The sequence below is a fragment of the Mesorhizobium sp. WSM4828 genome, from assembly GCF_055811175.1.
This window is the reverse complement of the sequence record NZ_JBVVQK010000001.1, coordinates 369,195-389,096: the sequence shown is the minus strand read 5'-3', so window position 1 is coordinate 389,096 and position 19,902 is coordinate 369,195. Positions and strand designations below refer to the sequence as shown.

17 protein-coding genes are annotated in these 19,902 nt (G+C 63.5%); 10 read left to right on the top strand and 7 right to left on the bottom strand.

What is annotated here, in order from left to right; translation table 11 throughout:
• Window positions 1-138: 138 nt before the first annotated feature.
• From AC0L2X_RS01985 to AC0L2X_RS01970, 4 genes are all read right to left on the bottom strand, one after another.
• Window positions 139-1,110 (bottom strand): NAD-dependent epimerase/dehydratase family protein, encoded by a 972-nt coding sequence (locus AC0L2X_RS01985; protein ID WP_473553416.1) that lies wholly within the window; start codon window positions 1,108-1,110, stop codon window positions 139-141.
• Between the two features lie 109 nt (window positions 1,111-1,219).
• Window positions 1,220-4,678 carry a chromosome segregation protein SMC gene (gene smc, locus AC0L2X_RS01980; protein WP_473553414.1) on the bottom strand — a complete coding sequence of 1,153 codons (3,459 nt, stop codon included), beginning with the start codon at window positions 4,676-4,678 and terminating at the stop codon, window positions 1,220-1,222.
• 117 nt (window positions 4,679-4,795) lie between these two features.
• Window positions 4,796-5,524: a DsbA family protein gene (locus AC0L2X_RS01975; protein WP_352489631.1), complete on the bottom strand. Its 729-nt coding sequence runs from the start codon at window positions 5,522-5,524 to the stop codon at window positions 4,796-4,798.
• 129 nt (window positions 5,525-5,653) lie between these two features.
• A complete protein-coding gene (locus tag AC0L2X_RS01970) occupies window positions 5,654-6,154 on the bottom strand; it encodes a DUF721 domain-containing protein (RefSeq protein WP_292657525.1) in 501 nt (166 codons plus the stop codon).
• A 49-nt stretch (window positions 6,155-6,203) separates the two neighbouring features.
• On the opposite strand from AC0L2X_RS01970, the gene mutY reads away from it, so the two are divergent.
• The gene (gene mutY / locus AC0L2X_RS01965; RefSeq protein ID WP_473553413.1) at window positions 6,204-7,316 is read left to right on the top strand and encodes an A/G-specific adenine glycosylase; all 1,113 of its coding nucleotides are present in this window, start codon (window positions 6,204-6,206) and stop codon (window positions 7,314-7,316) included.
• A gap of 11 nt (window positions 7,317-7,327) precedes the next feature.
• Entirely contained in the window at window positions 7,328-7,939 is a 612-nt protein-coding gene (locus AC0L2X_RS01960; RefSeq protein WP_473553411.1) for an HAD family hydrolase, read from the top strand.
• A 66-nt stretch (window positions 7,940-8,005) separates the two neighbouring features.
• Here AC0L2X_RS01960 and AC0L2X_RS01955 read toward each other — a convergent pair whose 3' ends face one another.
• Window positions 8,006-9,139 (bottom strand): DNA methyltransferase, encoded by a 1,134-nt coding sequence (locus tag AC0L2X_RS01955; RefSeq protein ID WP_473553410.1) that lies wholly within the window; start codon window positions 9,137-9,139, stop codon window positions 8,006-8,008.
• A 180-nt stretch (window positions 9,140-9,319) separates the two neighbouring features.
• Between AC0L2X_RS01955 and AC0L2X_RS01950 the strand changes: the two genes are divergently transcribed.
• Window positions 9,320-10,009, top strand: a complete 690-nt coding sequence (locus tag AC0L2X_RS01950; protein WP_473553408.1) for an HAD family hydrolase — start codon at window positions 9,320-9,322, stop codon at window positions 10,007-10,009.
• A 38-nt stretch (window positions 10,010-10,047) separates the two neighbouring features.
• Here the strand turns inward: AC0L2X_RS01950 and AC0L2X_RS01945 are convergent, their stop codons facing one another.
• A complete protein-coding gene (locus tag AC0L2X_RS01945; protein ID WP_473553407.1) occupies window positions 10,048-10,746 on the bottom strand; it encodes a hypothetical protein in 699 nt (232 codons plus the stop codon).
• A 128-nt stretch (window positions 10,747-10,874) separates the two neighbouring features.
• Here AC0L2X_RS01945 and thrC point away from each other — a divergent pair, with 128 nt between their 5' ends.
• From thrC to AC0L2X_RS01925, 4 genes are read left to right on the top strand one after another with little or no spacing between them, the layout of a single operon-like run.
• Window positions 10,875-12,272: a threonine synthase gene (gene thrC, locus AC0L2X_RS01940; RefSeq protein WP_473553405.1), complete on the top strand. Its 1,398-nt coding sequence runs from the start codon at window positions 10,875-10,877 to the stop codon at window positions 12,270-12,272.
• A gap of 14 nt (window positions 12,273-12,286) precedes the next feature.
• Complete coding sequence (locus AC0L2X_RS01935) at window positions 12,287-13,579, top strand: M16 family metallopeptidase (protein WP_023674150.1); 1,293 nt, start codon at window positions 12,287-12,289, stop codon at window positions 13,577-13,579.
• Window positions 13,580-13,594: 15 nt separating this feature from the next.
• Window positions 13,595-14,191, top strand: coding sequence for a GNAT family N-acetyltransferase (locus AC0L2X_RS01930; protein ID WP_473553404.1), 597 nt, complete (start codon window positions 13,595-13,597; stop codon window positions 14,189-14,191).
• Between the two features lie 2 nt (window positions 14,192-14,193).
• Window positions 14,194-17,082 (top strand): EAL domain-containing protein, encoded by a 2,889-nt coding sequence (locus AC0L2X_RS01925; RefSeq protein ID WP_292657502.1) that lies wholly within the window; start codon window positions 14,194-14,196, stop codon window positions 17,080-17,082.
• 38 nt (window positions 17,083-17,120) lie between these two features.
• Here AC0L2X_RS01925 and AC0L2X_RS01920 read toward each other — a convergent pair whose 3' ends face one another.
• Window positions 17,121-17,729, bottom strand: coding sequence for a YqgE/AlgH family protein (locus tag AC0L2X_RS01920; RefSeq protein WP_352489755.1), 609 nt, complete (start codon window positions 17,727-17,729; stop codon window positions 17,121-17,123).
• A gap of 147 nt (window positions 17,730-17,876) precedes the next feature.
• On the opposite strand from AC0L2X_RS01920, the gene AC0L2X_RS01915 reads away from it, so the two are divergent.
• The 3 genes from AC0L2X_RS01915 (at window position 17,877) to AC0L2X_RS01905 (ending at window position 19,894) form a co-directional block, all read left to right on the top strand.
• Window positions 17,877-18,683 carry a protein-disulfide reductase DsbD domain-containing protein gene (locus AC0L2X_RS01915; RefSeq protein WP_473553402.1) on the top strand — a complete coding sequence of 269 codons (807 nt, stop codon included), beginning with the start codon at window positions 17,877-17,879 and terminating at the stop codon, window positions 18,681-18,683.
• An 83-nt stretch (window positions 18,684-18,766) separates the two neighbouring features.
• A complete protein-coding gene (locus tag AC0L2X_RS01910; protein ID WP_292657494.1) occupies window positions 18,767-19,267 on the top strand; it encodes a peroxiredoxin in 501 nt (166 codons plus the stop codon).
• Between the two features lie 147 nt (window positions 19,268-19,414).
• A complete protein-coding gene (locus AC0L2X_RS01905) occupies window positions 19,415-19,894 on the top strand; it encodes a DUF2938 domain-containing protein (protein WP_473553401.1) in 480 nt (159 codons plus the stop codon).
• Window positions 19,895-19,902 lie beyond the last annotated feature (8 nt).

The window sequence follows — 19,902 nt, the reverse complement described above, 5'->3', positions numbered from 1 at the left end:
AGCGCCTCAAAGGTTAATCGGATATGTTTCAGCAAGCATGTGGTTAACAGGATGTTAGGATAAAATGATGCTTTTGCGGACCGACTTGCGCGCCACTCCAGGTGTCACGCATGAAGGCGTCACGGCGAGCGGTGCAAATCACTGCTTCGAGTACGGCCGGTACCAGTCGACAAACTTCTTCAGCCCGTCCTCTATCGAAACGCTAGGCCTGAAGCCGAAATCCCGCTCCAGCGCGGTCATGTCGGCGTAAGTCTTCTCGACGTCGCTCGCCTGCATCGGCTCGTTGTGGCGGATTGCCTTGACCTCGAGCAGCCTTTCCAGAATGTCGATGAAGTCGCCCAGCCGCACCGGCCGGTTGTTGCCGACATTGTAGAGCCTGTTCGGCGGAACGTCAGCCGACGGCGGCTTGTCGAGCACGGCGACAACCGCCTTCACAACATCGTCTATGTAGGTGAAATCGCGCCACATTTCGCCATTGTTGAAGACCCGGATCGGCTTGCCCTCGAGCATCGCCTGGGTGAACATCCAATAGGCCATGTCGGGACGGCCCCAGGGACCGTAGACCGTGAAAAACCGCAGGCCGGTCTGCGGTATACCAAACAGATGGGCGTAGGTGTGGCTCATCAACTCATCGGTTTTCTTGGTGGCAGCGTAAAGCGAAACGGGCTTGTCGACCTGATCGGCTTCGCTGAACGGCACGCTGCGGTTGCCGCCATACACCGAGCTCGACGAGGCATAGACCAGATGCTCGAATGCCGGTTCGGCGCGACAGAATTCGAGCACTTCGAGGTGGCCCATGACATTGGAGCGGATATAGAGCCGCGGATTGTCGAGTGAGTGGCGCACGCCCGCCTGCGCGGCGAGATGGACGATCCTGACGATGCCTTGCCCGGCCAAAGCGGCCGCAAGCGCGCCCTGTTCGGCAATATCGATCTGGTGGAACGAAAAATCCTTATGGGGCAGAAGGCGGGCAAGCCGCCCCTTTTTGAGCGCCAGGTCGTAATAGTCGTTCATGTTGTCGACACCGACAACCGCTTCTCCCCGGTCGAGGAGATGGTGGCAAACGTGACTGCCAATGAAGCCCGCGGCTCCGGTGACAAGTATAGGCAACAAGCTTCTCCACGCACATAGCCGGGCCGGTATCTGGAGCGGCAGATCCGGGCCATTTCGTCGTGCTATAGTCGAAAGTCGAGGTGGAGACCACCATTAAGCTGATGCGTCAGCTTGCCTCGCGCATGGCTTCGGCCGCCTGCAGGTCGACCGACACCAGCTGGCTGACGCCTTGCTCGGCCATGGTCACCCCGAACAGCCGGTCCATGCGCGCCATGGTGATCGGGTTGTGTGTGATGATGACGAAGCGTGTCTCGGTGGTTGCGGCCATTTCGTCCATCAGATTGCAGAAACGCTCGACATTGTGGTCGTCGAGCGGCGCGTCGACTTCGTCGAGCACGCAGATCGGTGCCGGGTTGGTCAGGAACACGGCGAAGATCAGTGACATCGCCGTCAATGCCTGCTCGCCGCCGGACAGCAGCGTCATCGTCTGCGGCTTCTTGCCGGGCGGTCGCGCCAGGATCTCGAGCCCCGCTTCGAGCGGATCGTCGGACTCGATCAGTTGCAGCTCGGCGGCGCCGCCGCCGAACAGGTGCGAAAACAGCCGTTGAAAATGGCCGTTGACCACCTCGAAGGCAGCGAGCAGCCGCTCGCGGCCTTCACGGTTCAGGCTGTGGATCGCCTGCCGCAGCTTGCGGATCGCCTCGATAATGTCGTCGCGCTCGGAGACGATGGCCTCCAGCCGGTCCGACAGTTCCTTCTGCTCTTCCTCGGCGCGCAGATTGACGGCGCCCAGCCGTTCGCGTTCGACCTTCAGCCGGTCGAGCTGACGCTCGATCTCGGCCATTTCGGGCATCGGGCTGTCGGGTTCGAGGCCGGTGTGGCGGATCACCAGATGCGGCGGCGTGTTCAGCGTTTCCTGGATGCGCGCCTCGACTTCCAGCCGACGCTCGTCGGCGGCGGTCAGCCGCTCTTCGGCGCGAACGCGGGATTCGCGCGCCTCGGCCAGCGACTGGATGGCAGCAGTCGCAGCCTTGTCCAGCTCGGACTGCCGGTTCTCCGCTTCCTGCAAGCGGTCGCCTGCTGCCTTGCGCAGGCTTTCGGCCTCGGCGAGCTGCGACAGCAAGGCGCGCCGCTTGGCGTCGATCTCGTCGGGGGCGTCGGCCAGTTGCTCGCGCTCGGCCTCGGCCTCGGCCTTGCGTTCGCCGAGCGCCGCGATCTGCGTCGAGGCATTTTCGGCGCGCTCCACCCAGTTGCGCCGTTCAGAGCCGATGGCATCGAGCCGGCGCGCACGTGCCTCGGCTTCCCGCCTCAGGCCCTCGTGAACGGCACGCGCATCGGCAAGGGCGGCGCGGTCGCCGGCGACGTTGGCCGCCGACTGCTCGAGCTGCAGTTGCAGATCGCCGAGATCGGGCGCGTCTTGCAGCAGCATTTCGGCCTCGACGAATGCCGCCGCCGTCTCCTCATGGCTGTCGACTATGCGTGCGCGCGCCTCGTCAAGGGCGGCACGCCGGCTCGACAGCTCGCCGCCGGCTTTTTCGGCCTCGGCCAGCGTATTGCGGGCAGCGTCCAGCCCGTGCTGGGCGTCGCGCCCGGCCTGCCGGGTGTTGCGTTCAGCCTCGCTCGCCTGGGCAAGCGCCTGTTCGGCCTGGGCAAGGGCTTGTTCAGCTTCGCGCAGGATGCGCGTGGCATGGACTGCTTCGGCATCGAGCTCGGCCAGCCGGTTTTTCTGCGCCAGCCGCTGTGCGGCGGCGGTCGGGGCATCGGCGCTGGCGGTGAAGCCGTCCCAACGCCACAGCGCGCCTTCGCGGGTGACCAATCGTTGACCGGGAGCAAGCAGCGTCTGCAGCCGTCTTCCGTCGGCGGCTTCGACAATGCCGATCTGGGCCAGCCTGCGGGCCAGCTGTGCCGGCGCGCGCACAACGCTGGCGAGGCTCCTTATGCCTTCGGGCAATGCGGCGTCGGCGGACTGGATTTCGCTCTGGCCCCAATGCACCGGCGCACTGCGGTCGAGCGGCACGTCGAGATCTTCGCCAAGCGCGGCACCCAGCGCCGTCTCATAGCCGCGCTCGACGCTGATCTGCTCCAGCACCGAGGGAAATAGATCGCCGCTGGCGGCGTTGAGTATCTTGGCCAGCGTGCGGGCCTCGGTTTCGATCCGCGCCAGCTCGGCCTTTGCGTCCTGAACCGGTGGGCGGGCAGCACCTTCGCCTGCACGCGCCTCGGCAACCGTCTGTTCAGCGGCAATGGCGGCTGCCTCGGCCTCTTCGAGCAGCGCCAGCGCCTGATCGACCAGCAGCCGCTTCTCGGCGGGATCGGGCAGGCCGGCGACCCTGGAGACAATCTCCGACAGTTCGCGGTCGACATCGGCAAGCTGGCGGGCAAAGCGGTCGCGGCGCTCAGCGGTGTCGCGCAGCGTCCGTTCGATCTGGTTGCGCGAGGCGGCGGCCTCCGCCCGTTCGGCGGTCAACGCGGCGAGCCTGGCCTCGCTCGAGGCAAGGGTCGATGCCGCCTGCTCGAAAGCCGCGCGGGTGCTGGCCTCGCGCTCGGCGGCGCCGGCGTTTTCGGCGTTGAGCGCGGCTTCTTCGGCGGCGAGGCGTTCGAGGATATCCGCATTGTCGCGGACCATGCGCTCCTCGCGGGCAAGGTCGCCATCGAGCTGTTGCAGTCGGCGGTCGAGCTCAGCCTGGCGGGCGCGGATGCGGCCTGCCTCTTCCTCGATCTGCGCCTTGGCGATCGACAGACGCTGGAAGGCGGCAGCGGCAGCGGCTTCCGCATCGCGCAGGTCCGGCAGCCGGTGGGCGTTGATGCCTTGTTCCCTGGCGGCAGCCATCTGGGCGGCGGCGCGGTCGCCGACCAGCGCGGTGGCAATCGCCAGCGCCGAACGCGCTTCGCCTTCCTGCGTCTTGGCCAGCGTCCAGCGCAGATGCAGCAGCGTCGCTTCGGCCTTGCGGATGTCGGCCGACAGGTTCTTGAAGCGCGAGGCCTGGCGGGCCTGGCGTTTCAGGCTTTCGATCTGGCTTTCCAGCTCGCCGACGACGTCGTCCAGCCTTTCGAGGTTCTGTTCCGCCGCCTTCAGCCGCAGCTCGGCTTCGTGGCGGCGCGTATGCAGGCCGGAAATGCCGGCCGCCTCTTCCAGCAGTGCGCGGCGCGCCTGCGGCTTTGCCTGGATCAGCTCGCCGATGCGGCCCTGGCCGACCATCGAGGGCGAGCGGGCGCCGGTCGACTGGTCGGCGAACAGCAGCTGAACGTCCTTGGCGCGAGCCTCCTTGCCGTTGATGCGGTAGAGCGAGCCCGCCTCACGCTCGATGCGGCGCGAGACCTGCAACTCATCGGCGTCGTTGAAGGCGGACGGCGCAGTGCGGTCGCTATTGTCAAGGAAGAGCGTGACTTCGGCGGTGTTGCGGGCCGGACGCGTTCCCGAGCCGGAAAAGATGACGTCGTCCATGCCGGACGCGCGCATGTTCTTGTAGGAGCTTTCGCCCATGACCCAGCGCAGCGCCTCGACCAGGTTCGACTTGCCGCAGCCGTTCGGCCCGACGATGCCGGTCAGGCCGCGTTCGATGACGAACTCGCCGGGTTCGACGAAGGATTTGAAGCCGAGCAGGCGAAGGCGCGAGAACTTCATTCGCGCCGGCCCATAGCCAAGTTTCGCAAAACTGTGCCGCGATTTTGCAACGAGAACCCGCGGCAACACAAAGAAGTGCGCACGCCGAAGCTACGCCGCTTCGGCGCTGCCGAAACGTCAGAGCAGAGGGTCGATGATGGCCGACATTTCCGCAATCGACATCGCCCCTTTGTAGGTCTTTCCGTTGATGAAAAAGGTCGGTGTGGAATCGACCTTGAATTCGTCGGCGCCGCGCTTCTGGACGGATCTCACATCGTCCAGAAGTTTCTGGTCCGTCAAGCAGGCCTCGAAGGACTCCTGTGTAAAACCGGCAAGCTTGGCGATTTGCAGCAGTGCGTCCTTGGTATTGTTCACACCAACCCAGTTCGCCTGCTGCCTGAACAGTACGTCGACCATCGGGAAATAGTTGTCCTTGGAGCAGCGCGCCAGCATGAAACCGGCCTCGGCGCTGGGATCGAACGGAAACTCGCGCAGTATGTAACGGGCCTTGCCGGTGTCGATATATTTCGTCTTCAGCTCCGGAAAAGTGGTCTCGGCGAAATGCGCGCAATGCGGGCAGGTCATCGATGCATATTCGACGATGGTGACCTTTGCATCGTCCTTGCCGAGCTGCATGTCGGGCAGCGCACCGGGCTTCAACAAGGCTGCCATATCCACCGTGCCCTGAGCTTCAGGCGCTGTGGCGGCGGCCGGAGCGGCCGGCTTCGCAGGATCCGCGGGAGCCGCAGGCTTCACATCCTGCGCCTCGGCTTTCTCGCCCGAGTCACTGCAGGCGGCAAGCAGCGCCGCCGCTGGTATTGCGGCCAGCGAAGTCAAAAGGTGTCTGCGGGACAAGGAACGGATCATACGAATCACCTGGCAATAGTTGGATTTTGCAATGCAAAGGCTACAAAAAGCGAGAGTTGGCGGGAATTAAGGCATTACCGCCCCTATTCCAATCGCCAATTCCGGGCATACCATCACGATAGCGCGAGATCACGGCTTCTTTTGCCCGAGAATGGTGGCGCCAAGCCGCTCCAGCGAGGCGCGCAGCCCGCCGTCCTCGATCAAACCGACGGTGCCCGACAGCTTCGCTTTCTCGGCCGCGGTCAATGGCCGCAAGCTGGGTTTCGGCTTTTCCTTGCCCGCCATTACCGGCTTCTGCACGATCCTGATCCGGCCGATCGCATTGAAACCGAGGAAGGCATTGACCCGGTTGATGATCTCGCCGGTCTCGTGCTGCAGGTGCAGTGCCGCTACACCCTCGCAGGCAATCACCAGCACCGCCGGCTCGAACGGATCGTCCTCGTGCATGCGGCGCGGCCACTGGATTTTTTCGGGGCGCGAGCGGCCGGCAAGCCGCGGCCCGGCTATTTCTTCCCATGACTGGACCAACCCGATCGACATGCCGGCCCGCTTGCGCAGCACAGGGTCGAGGATCTCGGTTGCGAGATCGCTCACCGGAACGGGATTGCCGAAGGGCCTTTTCCCTGCCATGTGCGTTCTCCAGCTTCAGCACCAATGGATTAGGGCCGACCCTCGATCAATGGCACTGCACGACCAGACCCGCAAGGCCGTATCCGGAGACAATGGCGAGATCGCATCCCGGCTGCTTGGCTGGTACGACGCGCATCACCGCGACCTGCCCTGGCGCGTTTCGCCGCACGCGCTGGCGGGCGGGGCGCGGCCCGATCCCTATCTGGTCTGGCTTTCCGAGGTGATGCTGCAGCAAACCACGGTTGAGGCGGTAAAATCCTATTTTCGGGCGTTCGTAGAGAAATGGCCAACCGTCCAGGCGCTGGCGGCGGCACCGACCGAAGACGTCATGAAGGCCTGGGCCGGGCTCGGCTATTATTCCCGCGCCCGTAACCTCAAAGCCTGTGCCGATCTCGTCGCGCGGCAAGGCGGCCGCTTCCCGAACAGCGAGTCCGGCTTGAAGGAACTGCCCGGCATCGGCGCGTATACGGCGGCGGCGATCGCGGCGATCGCCTTCGACCGACCAGCCGCGGTCGTCGACGGCAATGTCGAACGGGTCGTCTCACGGCTGTTTTCGATCGCCACGCCGCTGGGCGAAGCCAAGGGCGAGATACGCGGCCAGGTCGAAGGCATGGTTCCCCCGACAAGGCCCGGCGACTTCGCGCAGGCGATGATGGACCTGGGCGCGACGATCTGCACGCCGCGCCGGCCCCGCTGCATGCTCTGCCCCGTTCGCGAGGACTGCAGCGCCACAATCTCGGGCGATCCCGAACGCTTTCCGGTCCGCCTGCCCAAGGCCGAAAGGCCCTTACGCCGCGGTGCCGCCTTCGTTGCCGTCAGGGGCGACGGCGCCGTGCTTTTGCGCAAGCGCGTCGAAAAGGGCCTCCTCGGCGGCATGACCGAGGTGCCGACGACCGGCTGGACGTCGCGCATCGACGGCGCCACCACGGAAGCGGCAGCCCCCTTCCCCGGCAACTGGCGGCAGGCCGGACGCATCGGCCATGTCTTCACCCATTTTGCGCTTGAACTCGACGTGTTCAAGGCGGACACCGACAGTGCCGCCCCGGCCGGGCATTTCTGGTCGCTGGCCCATGAAATTTCCGGGGAAGCGCTGCCGAGCGTCATGAAAAAGGTAATCGAAGCGGCGATACCGGGCGCGACGAAAAAGCAGCGCCCGCGTTGAAAGAGAGAAGAATGACTGAAATCCGCCACATCGTTTTCGACATCGGCAAAGTACTGATCCACTATGATCCGAACCTGCCCTTCAGCCGCTTGATCCCCGATCCCGACGAACGGAAATGGTTCTTCGACAATGTCTGCACGCATGATTGGAACATCGAGCAGGACCGCGGCCGCAGTTGGGAAGAGGCCGAAGCGCTGGCGATCGCGCAATATCCCGAGCACGCCGAAAACATCCGCAATTTCCGCCGGCACTGGCACGAGATGGTGCCTCACGCCTATGAGGACAGCGTCGCCATCATGATCGGCCTGATCGACAGCGGCCATGACGTGACGATGCTCACCAATTTCGCTGCGGATACGCTCGCCGAGGCTCGCGAGCGCTTCGATTTCCTCAATCGGCCGCGCGGCGTCACCGTTTCCGGCGACATCCGCCAGATCAAGCCGGACCGCGCCATCTATGATCACCACGTTGCCGCGTTCGGCCTCGAACCGTCAGCCACGCTGTTCATCGACGACAGCCAGAAGAACGTCGACGGCGCCAAGGCGGCCGGCTGGCAATCGGTGCTGTTCACCGACGCCCAGACGCTTAGGGCAGATCTTGAGCGGCTTGGGATCAAGATGTGATTTGAATCACTTCGGAAGACTGATTGAGGCGTCGCTTTAACGCGATTTGCTGAAACTTCAGGAGCTTCAGGCCCCTGCCCGATCCATGCCCAGGCGAACAATGCGGCGAAGCTCGTCGATCGGGGTCAGGCCGCCGCTGCGCTCATAATGCCAGAAGGTCCAGCCGTTGCAGGCGTCAAGCCCCTGCACCTCGGCGCCAACCTTGTGGATCGACCCGGCACTGTCGCCGATGGCCAGCGTGCCGTCGGCGCGCACTTTTGCCGCCCAGCGCTTCTTGGCATCGTAGAGCGTGGCGCCCGGCGCCACCAGGCCATTGTCGAGAAGGGTGACGAATGCGACGCGCGGCTCGGCGCGCTTGCCAGTCAGTACCGTCAAATTGGCGCCTTCCAGCGGCCGGACCGCATCGATACGTTCCATGGCGGCATCGATATAGGTTTGTTCGCGCTCGATGCCGACGAAGTGGCGGCCAAGCCGCTTGGCCACAGCCCCGGTGGTGCCTGAACCGAAGAACGGGTCGAGCACGATGTCGCCCGGCCTGGTCGATGCCGTCATGACGCGGGCAAGCAACGCTTCCGGCTTCTGGGTCGGATGCAATTTGTCACCATTGTCGTTCTTCAGGCGCTCGCCGCCGGTGCAGATCGGAAACAGCCAGTCGGAGCGCATCTGAATGTCGTCATTCGATGCCTTCAGCGCCTCGTAGTTGAAAGTGTAGCCCTTGCCCTTCTGGTCGCGAGAGGCCCAGATCATCGTCTCGTGGGCATTCTGGAAACGGCGGCCACGGAAATTCGGCATTGGATTGGTCTTGCGCCAGACGACGTCGTTGAGGATCCAGAAGCCCAGGTCCTGCATCTTGGCGCCGACCCTGAAAATATTGTGGTAGGAGCCGATAACCCAAATCGTGCCATTGGGCTTCAACACACGGCGCGCCGCCAGCAGCCAGGCGCGGGTGAAGGCGTCGTAGGCCTCAAAACTGTCGAACCGGTCCCAATGGTCGTCGACGGCATCGACCTTGGATTGGTCGGGCCGGTGCAGATCGCCATCGAGCTGCAGATTGTAGGGCGGATCGGCGAAGATCACGTCGATCGACTTTTCCGGCAGCCGTTCGAGCGCGGCGACACAGTCGCCCTTCAGGATCGTATCCAGCCACTCGGATTGCTGGGGAGCATCGGAAAGCTCGTCGAGAAGACGCACGGCAGACATTGTGACACCCAAGGCACGCGTTACTGTTTACTGTCCGTTATGGTTACCGATCAGCGTAAATATTCAATGAAGCAGGCTGCTGAATTTGCGAAGCCCGGTCTGTTGGTGTATGCCGCGCCGCCTGAGCCGTTTGGACCAACGGGCCCTCGGCATTCCCTTCATCCCGCTTTCCGGATCACCATGCCCCAGCCAGATCTTGTCATCTTCGATTGCGACGGCGTGCTCGTCGATTCCGAAATCATCGCCGCGCGGATCGATGCCGAGCTGTTGACCTCGGCCGGCTACGAGATATCGGCCGAGGAGATTTCCGAGATCTATGCCGGGTTGACTTTCAAGGACATCATGATGCGGGTCGAGGAAAAGTCCCGGATCCCGTTCCAGGCCTCGCTGATCGACAAGGAGGAACAGCTGGTCGATCGCCGGCTGCGCAGCGACGTGCGTGCCATCGACGGGGCGCACGAGGCTGTCGCCGCGGTAGCAGTGCCGCGCTGCGTCTGTTCGAATTCGCGTTCGGAGCGGATCGAATTCATGCTGGAGAAGGTGCAGCTTTTGCCGTTCTTCGCCGGCCGTATCTTTTCCTCGCTGGAAACCCCGACCGGGAAGACCAAGCCGGCGCCGGACGTGTTTCGGTTCGCCGCGGAAAAGCTCAAGGCGAACCCTGCGAACACCTTTGTCATCGAAGATTCCGTGCATGGCGTCACCGGCGCCAAGACGGCGGGAATGCGCGTAATCGGCTTCACCGGCGCGGCGCACAGCTATCCCGGCCACGCCGATGCACTGACCGAGGCCGGCGCGGAAACAGTCATCCGCCGCTGGGCGGAACTGAAAAGCGTGATCGCCGCGCTGTCGGAATGGTCGGCGGACGCCTGAGCGGCCGCCTCCAACCGCCGTGGCGCGAATGCAGCGGCTCAGTTGGTCGCGGCGGCTTTCTTCTTCTTCGGCTTGTCTGTCGCTACTTTCGGAGCGCCCTCGTCATACCCGGCATATGCCTGGTAGTCCTTCGCCGTCGGCTCCGGAACGACGACGTTGGAATCGGTGAAGACGAACTGCGTGGCACTCGAAGGATCGGTAACCTGGACCTGATAGGAGTGAAGTTGCGAATAGAGAACTTCGGTGCCGTGCATCACCGCGATGCGGATCGGCATGGTGATGGTGCCGGGCGTGAACATCGGGCCAGGCACGACCTTGCCGGCGACGGCTATCTTCATCGACAACGAGCCGTTGGCGCGGCTGCAGTCGCGGGTCACATCGGTGATCGAAGCCTGATAGATGATCTTGGCGGAATCGTCCGGCTGATTGACGCCTGCCGCGTCCGCTGCCGGCTGGGCGGCTTCCTCGGCGGCAACATCGGTTTTTTTCTTCGGCTTCGGACCGCTCTTAGCGTAGGTATTGAAGAAGGCGGTGCCGTCACGCAACGTCACTTTCGGGCAATAGGCCTGCAGCTGGCTGGAAAGCACCTTGGGATCGGGTGGCGGTGGCGGCGTCGTATCCTTCTTGCCGAAGCCGAGTATGCCATTGTCGCTCGATTGGCAGCCTGCGGCGGCAAGCATAAAGCCGGCGAGCGCCAGACCCGCGACAAAACGACCGTTGAATGAATGAAACGCCATGAACTGCACTTCCCTCTCGCAAAGCCGGTGACGTATATCAACCGCGCGGCAAAAATGCGACTGAGCCTGCGCAGAAATCCACCACCTCGCAGCGGGCGAAAATTCCCGGCGGCAATGGAAACCTGACGATGCAATATGTGAGTACCCGCGGGGAAGCGCCCGCGCTTGGATTTTCCGACGCGGTGCTGGCCGGACTGGCGCGCGACGGAGGGCTCTACCTGCCGAGCGCTTGGCCGCATTTTTCCGCAGCCGAGATCCGCGCCATGCGCGGCCTTGCCTATCCCGATCTTGCCATCCGTGTGCTGTCGCCTTTCCTCGGCGGCGAGATCGCGGCGCCGGTATTCGAACGGCTGGTACGCGAAGCCTATGCGACGTTCCGCCATGAGGCCGTCTGCCCGCTGGTGCAGACTGGGCCGAACAGCTTCGTGCTCGAGCTCTTCCACGGCCCAACGCTCGCGTTCAAGGATGTGGCGATGCAGCTTCTTGCGCGGCTGATGGACCATGTGCTGGCCGAGCGCGACCAGCGCGCCACCATTGTCGGCGCCACCTCCGGCGACACCGGAGGGGCGGCCATCGACGCCTTTGCCGGACGCAACCGCACCGACATCTTCGTGCTTTTCCCGCACGGCCGCGTCTCGCCGGTACAGCAGCGGCAGATGACGACCTCGACCGCGGCAAACGTCCACGCATTGGCGATCGAAGGCAATTTCGACGACTGCCAGGGCCTGGTGAAGGACATGTTCAACGACCACGGTTTTCGCGACCGGGTATCGCTGTCCGGCGTCAACTCGATCAACTGGGCCCGCATCATGGCCCAGATCGTCTATTATTTCTCCTCTTCGCTGTCGCTCGGCGCGCCCGACAGGCCAGTTTCCTTCACCGTGCCGACCGGCAATTTCGGCGACATCTTCGCCGGCTATGCCGCCAAGAAGATGGGGCTGCCGATCGAACGGCTGATTATCGCAACCAACGACAACGATATCCTGGCGCGCACGCTGGCGACCGGCGAATACCGCATGAAGGGGGTCTTTTCGACCACGTCGCCCTCGATGGACATCCAGGTGTCTTCGAACTTCGAACGCTTGCTGTTCGAGGCAGCCGGCCGCGATGCCTCGACCGTGCGGCGCTACATGGACGGGCTCAAGCAGTCCGGCGCCTTCACCATCGAGGCCGGCGAAATCGCCAAGATCCGCTCCGAATTCGACGCCGGCCGCGCCACCCTGGACGAGGTTGCCGCCACCATCCGTACAACACTTGCGGCGAGCGGCTATCTGCTCGACCCGCATACGGCCGCAGCCGTGCATGTGGCCGCCGGCAAGGCTGCGGGTGAGGTGCCGATGGTGGTGCTGGGCACTGCGCACCCGGCAAAGTTTCCCGCCGCCGTCGAAGCCGCCAGTGGCGTGTCGCCTGCCCTGCCTGCATGGCTAGGCGGGTTGATGAGCGCCGAGGAAAAATACACGGTACTTCCATCCGACCTGAAAATGGTGGAAGATTATCTCGGCCGCCACACGCGGGCGGCGCGTTAGGGAGTAATTGCCATATGGGTGTTGAGGTAAGCCGTCTGTCGAACGGCCTGACAGTCGCCACCGAAACCCTTCCAAGCCTCGAATCTGTTGCCCTTGGCGCCTGGGTCAAGTCGGGCGCACGCAACGAGCGTGACGAAGAGCACGGAATGGCGCACTTGCTCGAGCACATGGCTTTCAAGGGCACCAGGCGGCGAAGCGCCTTCGAGATCGCCTCGGAGATCGAGGACGTCGGCGGCGAGATCAATGCCGCCACCAGCGTCGAGACGACCTCCTATTATGCAAGGGTTCTGAGCGACGACGTGCCGCTGGCGGTCGATATCCTTTCCGACATCCTGCAGGAATCCGAATTCGATCCGCAGGAGCTGGAGCGAGAGCAGCATGTGATTCTGCAGGAGATCGGCGCCGCGCACGATACGCCCGACGATGTCGTTTTCGATCACTTTACCGAGACCGCCTTCCGCCACCAGACTATCGGCCGCTCGATTCTTGGCACGCCGGAAACCGTCAAATCCTTCACTTCGAAGCAGCTGCACGACTTCATCGAACGACAGTACGGCGCCGAGAACATGGTGATGGTGGCGGCCGGCGACATCAAGCACGACGATTTCGTGCGCGAGGTCGAAAAGCGTCTCGGCAGCTTCCGCGGCAAGGCCGACGGCACCATCCCGCAATACGCGCAGTATGTCGGCGGCGATTTTCGCGAGGACCGCGACCTGATGGACGCGCAGATCGTGCTGGGTTTCGAGGGCCGCGCCTATCACGTCCGCGATTTCTATGCCTCTCAGGTCCTGTCGATGATCCTGGGTGGCGGCATGTCGTCGCGGCTTTTCCAGGAAGTCCGTGAAAAACGCGGCCTGTGCTATTCGGTCTATGCCTTCCATTGGGGTTTTTCCGACACCGGCGTCTTCGGGGTCCATGCGGCGACCGGACAAAGCGATATTGCCGAGCTGGTGCCTGTGATCATCGACGAGCTGCAAAAGGCCGGTGAAAACATCCTGCAGGAGGAGCTCGACCGGGCGCGTGCCCAATACCGCGCCGGGCTGATCATGTCGGCCGAGAGCCCGGCCAGCCGCGCCTCGCAGATCGCCAGGCAGTTGCTTCTGTTCGGCAGGCCGATCGCCAAGGAAGAGCTGATGGAGCGGCTGGCGGCGTTGACTGTCGAGCGGCTGACGGATCTGTCGTCCCGGCTTTTTTCGACCAAGCCGACGCTTACAGCCGTCGGGCCGGTGGGTACGCTCGCGCCCTATGAGGCGATCCTCGATTCGCTTTCGGGCACGCAGACCACTGCCCGTAAGCTTGCCGTCTAAGCCTATTCGAGCGTCGTGTTCGCGCTCCCTTTCTTTCGCCGCGACCTGCCGGCACTGAAGGGCGAGCTTGTCACGCTGCGCGTACCGCTGACCAACGACTATCGCGAGTGGTCGGTGCTGCGCAGCGAAAGCCGCGCTTTTCTTGAGCCGTGGGAGCCGCGATGGACCCCTGACGAACTCGACCGCCCGGCGTGGCGGCATCGTATCGGCCGCTACCGCGAGGATTACGCGCAGGGGACGGCAATCGCCTTCTTCATCTTCGAGAAAAGCAGCGGCAAGCTGGCCGGCGGTATCACCCTCGGCAATATCCGCCACGGGGTCGCCCAAAGCGGCCATATCGGCTACTGGATCGGTGAGCGCTTCAGCGGACGCGGCCTGATGACCGATGCCGTCAAGGTGGTGACGCGTTTCGCCTTCGAAACGCTGCGATTGCACCGGATCGAAGCTGCCTGTATCCCCGATAACGCCCGGTCGATCCGCGTGCTTGAAAAAGCCGGATTCCGGCGCGAAGGACTGCTACGATCCTATCTCAGGATCAACGGCATCTGGCAGGACCATTACCTATACGCCCGAATCGCGGACGATCCGCCGGGCGTTGGAACAAAGGGCTGATTTTGACGAATTTTCTGCGCAACGGGTCGCTGCTTGCCTTTATGCTGGCGGCAATCGTCACGCTCTGCGCGGCATCCTCGGCGTTTGCCGTCGAACCGATCAAGATCGCCCGCGACGACGTGGCGCTCGACCTTTCGGGCGCCGTCGAAATCTACCGCAACCAGGGCGAGAATTTCCAGGTCTCGACGGCACCCGGCCCGGACGGGATCGTGCGGCGCATCGAGGTCGAGGCCAATGACGCTCGCTCGACCGGCGACTGGGCGGTGTTCGCGCTCGCTAATACCACCGACCAGCAACTCGACAGGCTGATTGTCGCACCGCATTTCCGGCTGGTGAATTCCGGCCTGTTCTGGCCGGATCTCGGCTCGACCCGTATCGCCGCGATCACGCCCAGCGAAGGCTTTGCGCTCGACCGCCAGACCAGCCCCGACGCCGACGTGTTCCGGGTCACGCTGAACCCCGGAACGGTGATCACCTTCATCGCCGAGCTCGCCTCGCCCAAGCTGCCGCAGGTCTATCTGTGGGACCCTGAATCCTACAAGGACTCGGTCAATTCCTACACGCTGTTTCGTGGCATCGTCATCGGCATCGCCGGCCTGCTGGCGCTGTTCCTGACCATTCTTTTCGTCGTCAAGGGGACCTCGATGTTCCCGGCAACGGCGGCCCTGGCCTGGGCGGTGCTTGCCTATATCTGCGTCGATTTCGGCTTTCTCAACAAGATCATAGAGATCTCACCGGGCAATGAGCAGATGTGGCGCGCCGGAACGGAGGTGGCGCTCGCGGCGACCTTCGTGGTGTTCCTGTTTGCCTATCTCAACCTCAACCGGTGGCACGGTCATTTCAGCTACGGCGCACTGGTCTGGATTCTCGGGCTGGTGCTGATCGCCGGCGTCGCCATCATCGATCCGGCGGTTGCCGCCGGCATTGCCAGGCTGTCCTTCGCCGCCACCGCGCTGACCGGGCTCGGCCTGATCATCTTCCTCGGTATCCGCGGTTACGACCGCGCCATCATGCTGGTGCCCAGTTGGGTGATGGTTCTGCTGTGGCTATGCGGATCGTGGATGGCGATCACCGGCATGCTGGACAACGATATCGCCCAGCCGGCGCTTGGCGGCGGGCTGATCCTCATCATCCTGCTGATCGGCTTCACCGTGATGCAGCACGCTTTTGCCGGCGGCGCCCTGCATCAGGGCCTGTTCTCCGATCTTGAGCGGCAGGCGCTGGCGGTTGCCGGATCGGGCGATACTGTGTGGGACTGGGACGTGCTGCGCGACCGCGTCGTCACTCGTCCCGACGTCAGCATCCAGCTCGGTCTTGCGCCCAACAGCCTCGGCGGTCCCGCCCGCAACTGGCTGCCGGTGCTGCATGCCGACGACCGCGACACGTTTCGCACGACGCTCGACGTGGTGCTCGAGCACCGGCGCGGCCGGGTGTCGCAAAACTTCCGCCTGCGCGGCGCCGACGGACACTATCACTGGTTTGCGCTGCGCGCCCGGCCGGTGATCGGCTCGGACGGCGAGGTCATCCGCTGCGTCGGCACCATGGTCGATGTGACGGAGCAGAAGAAGTCCGAGGAACGGCTGCTGCATGACGCCGTACATGACAATCTGACCGGCCTGCCTAACCGCGAGCTGTTCATGAACCGGCTGGAGGCGATCATTTCGATCGCCCGCACCGAAGAGAAGGTGCGCCCGACCGTCTTCGTCATCGACATCGACCGCTTCAAGCAGGTCAATGACGGGCTCGGCATCTCGGCCGGCGACACCATCCTTTTGACCATCGCGCGGCGGCTGCACCGGCTGCTCAAGCCGAAGGATTCGCTGTCGCGCTTTGCCGGCGACCAGTTCGCGCTGATGCTTTTGTCGGAGCAGGATCCGGCTCGCATCGCGGCCATTGCCGATGCCATCAAGCACGCCATCAACAACCCGATCACCTTCGCCAAGCGCGAGATCGTGCTGACCGCCTCGATCGGGCTGATCACCTGGACCTCCACGCAGACCTCGGCCGAGGACATGGTCAAGGATGCCGAGCTTGCCATGCATCAGGCCAAGCGCTTCGGCGGCGACAGGATCGAGCCGTTCCGGCCCGCCTTCCGCACGGTCGGCACCGACCGGCTGCAGTTCGAGTCCGACCTGCGCCGCGCCATCGAGCGACGCGAATTCACGCTTGCCTATCAGCCGATCGTGCGGCTGGAGGACGGCAGCGTTGCCGGCTTCGAAGCGTTGCTGCGCTGGGACCATCCCCGGCGCGGCATGATCCCGCCGGCGGATTTCATTCCGGTTGCCGAAAACTGCGGCCTGATCGTGCAGCTTGGGCTGTTTGCCATGCAACAGGCTGCCGAAGACCTGGCGGGATGGCAAAAGCAGATCGGCGATGCACCGCTGTCGGTCTCGGTCAATCTGTCCAGCCGCCAGCTCATCCGCCGCGACCTGGTCAGCGACGTCCGCTCGGTGATCGCGCGGGCCAATCTGAAACCGCGCTGCTTCCGGCTCGAACTCACCGAATCGCTGGTGATGGACAATCCCGAGCAGACCGCTCATGTGCTGACCAAGCTAAAACAACTTGGCATCGGCCTGTCGCTGGACGATTTCGGCACCGGCTATTCATCGCTGGCCTATCTGACGCGCTTTCCGTTCGACACCATCAAGATCGACAAGAGCTTCGTCGACGACGCGACGCCGAAACGCGCGGTGCTGCTCAAATCCATGGTCAACATGGCGCATGAGCTCGGCCTGTCGGTCGTTGCCGAAGGTATTTCGGACGAAAGCGATGCGCTGGAGCTGCGGCAGATGGGCTGCGAATACGTGCAAAGCTTTATGTTCGGCGCGCCGATGCCCGGCGACCAGGTGCTGAAGACGCTGAAGGAACAGTATCCGCTCACTCAAGCGTAACAAATTTCGGGCGTGACAAATTTCGGGCGTGATGAGGCTCAGGCGTGACCGGCAGCCAGGCTGAGATGCGCGAGATCGATGCCGATCGAGGCAAGGATCCGGTCGTATTTGCGGTCGATGTCGGCGTCGAACAGAAGCTCGGCACTTGCCGGGCAAGTCAGCCAGCCATTCTCGGCGATCTCGTTTTCAAGCTGGCCCGCACCCCAGCCGGCATAACCGAGCGCCATCAGCGCCCGCCGGGGTCCGCGGCCGGAGGAGATGGCGCGCAATATGTCGACGGTCGCGGTCAGGCAGACGTCGTCGGACACGGCGAGCGAGGATTCCACCCGGTAGTCGCCCGAATGCAGGACGAAGCCGCGGCTGCGATCCACCGGTCCGCCATTGCGCACGACGAAGTCGCGCGCTGGCGGCGGCAGTCGAATCGCCTCCATCTCATTCATGATGCCTAGCTGCACGAGCAGGTCCGGAAACAGCATCTGCTGGGTCTGGTTGATGATCAGCCCCATCGCGCCTTCGTCGCTGTGCGCGCAGATGTAGATGACAGAGCGCGTGAAGCGGTCGTCCTTCATGCCGGGCATGGCGATCAGGAACTGGTCGTCGAGAAAGCCAGGTCCTGCGGCCGTCCTTTTATGGCGCAACAAATCCATGGCCACAGCGTAACGCGTTTCCGGGGCGTCGAAAAGATGGGCGGCGCCCGATTTGATCAGGCTCGTAAATCGACGGTCACGCAAATATGATGCCGGCCGCGTCATGAAATCATTGTGCGGCCATCAACGGACGATCAAATCACCGTCATGCAAAGCTTGAAAACCCTGCTGCTTGGTGTGGCCATTGGATCGGCGACCGGCTTCCCCGCCTCAGCCTCCTCGTCGGCTTGGTACAACAGCGAAGGCGGCAGGGTGCGGCTGGTAACGAGCGGCAAAGCCGACGAGGCCGGACGTCTCCAGGGCGTCCTTGACATTGCGCTGAAGCCCGGCTGGAAAACCTATTGGCGTGACCCGGGCGATGCGGGCGTGCCGCCACAGATCGACGTCTCGGCCAGCACCAACATTGCCGACGCGACGCTTTCGTTTCCGCCGCCGCAGCGCCATGACGACGGCTATGGCAAATGGGCCGGCTACGACCACCCGGTTTCGTTGCCGGTGACGTTCACGCTTGCCGCGCCCGGCCAGCCGGCCGTCATCGATGCGGACATTTTCCTCGGCATCTGCGAAACCATCTGCATCCCGGTGCAGGCAAGACTGACCGTCGATCCCGGCGCCGATCCGGACAACGCCGAGGATGCGGCGCTGGTCAAGGCAGGCCTTGCAACCCTGCCCGCTGCCGCGACTCCTGGTTTCGGCATAAACGTACTGCCAGGGGACCACGAGACGCTGATTGTCGAGGCGAGCTTTCCGGGCAGTCCCGAGGCCGCCGACTTCTTCGTTGCCGGCGAACGCGACTACATGTTCGGTGCCCCCGCGCGCAGTGAAAAGGATGGCAAGCTGATCTTCACAGTGCCGATCCTCGACAGGCCGTCGACGACGCCAACCGATGGCGGCCTGCACTACACACTGATAAGTGCCGCTGGCGCGGTCGAAGGCCTGCTGCCTTTTCCGTGATGCCAGCGTCTGGACGGTTGCCGGGCGCGCCTTAGTTCGCTATCGCAAGGACACTCCCTTTCCATTCTCAAGCGAGGACCATCATGACGATCTCCGTTGGCGACAAACTGCCCGATGCGACCTTCAAGACAATGACCGCCGACGGTGCAAAGCCGATCACGACGGGCGAGATATTCTCGGGAAAGACGGTCGTGCTGTTTGGCGTTCCAGGCGCTTTCACGCCGACCTGCAGCAACAATCATCTGCCCGGCTACCTGGATAATTACGACGCCATCCTGGCGCGCGGCGTCGACACTATCGCCGTTGTCTCGGTCAACGATGTTCACGTCATGGGGGCTTGGGCCCGCTTCAGCGGCGGTGAAGGCAAAATCCTTTATCTTGCCGATGGCAATGGCGATTTCGCCAAATCGGTCGGCCTCGACGCCGACCTCTCCAGCGGCGGCATGGGGCTGCGCTCGAAGCGTTTTTCGATGATCGTCGACGACGGCAAGGTCACCGCGCTCAATGTCGAGACAAAGCCCGGCGTCGACGAATCCGGTGCGGCTCACATTCTCGGACAGCTTTCCGTCTTGGCGACAGCCTAGGCCAGGGACGGCAAAGGGCGCCTTCGAGCGCTCAGCGTCCAAAGGACGCTGACTTTTGCATCCGCGCATGATCCTTCCGAAAGCCGACCCGGTTTTCGGGGCCATGCGTCGGCGCTTCGGAACTGCTTGCTTTTGGGGACCTCGATTATGACTGACATCGTCTGGCGCAGCGTCGCGATCGGTATCGGCGCAACCGCGCTTATGGATGTCTGGGCGATTTTCCTGAACAAGGCGTTTGCTCAACCGCGGCCGAACTGGGGGCTGGTCGGCCGCTGGGTCTGGCATCTCAGGGAAGGCAAGGTCTTCCATGACGACATTGGCGAGGCCTCGCCCTACGCGCATGAATCAGTACTTGGCTGGGCCTTTCATTATGCTGTCGGCATCGTCTACGGCATCATACTGGTCGTGCTGGCCGGAACGGCCTGGCTCACCGCGCCGACCTTTCTGCCAGCCTTTATCCTCGGCATCGTCACCGTCGGCGCCGGGTGGTTTTTGCTGGCGCCCGGCATGGGTGCGGGCTGGGCTGCTTCGAAGCGCCCCAATCCGATGCAGGTCCGCGCCCTCAATCTCGTGTCGCATATGGTGTTTGCAATCGGACTGTTCGGCACCGCCCTTCTGATCCGCTGACACGCCAG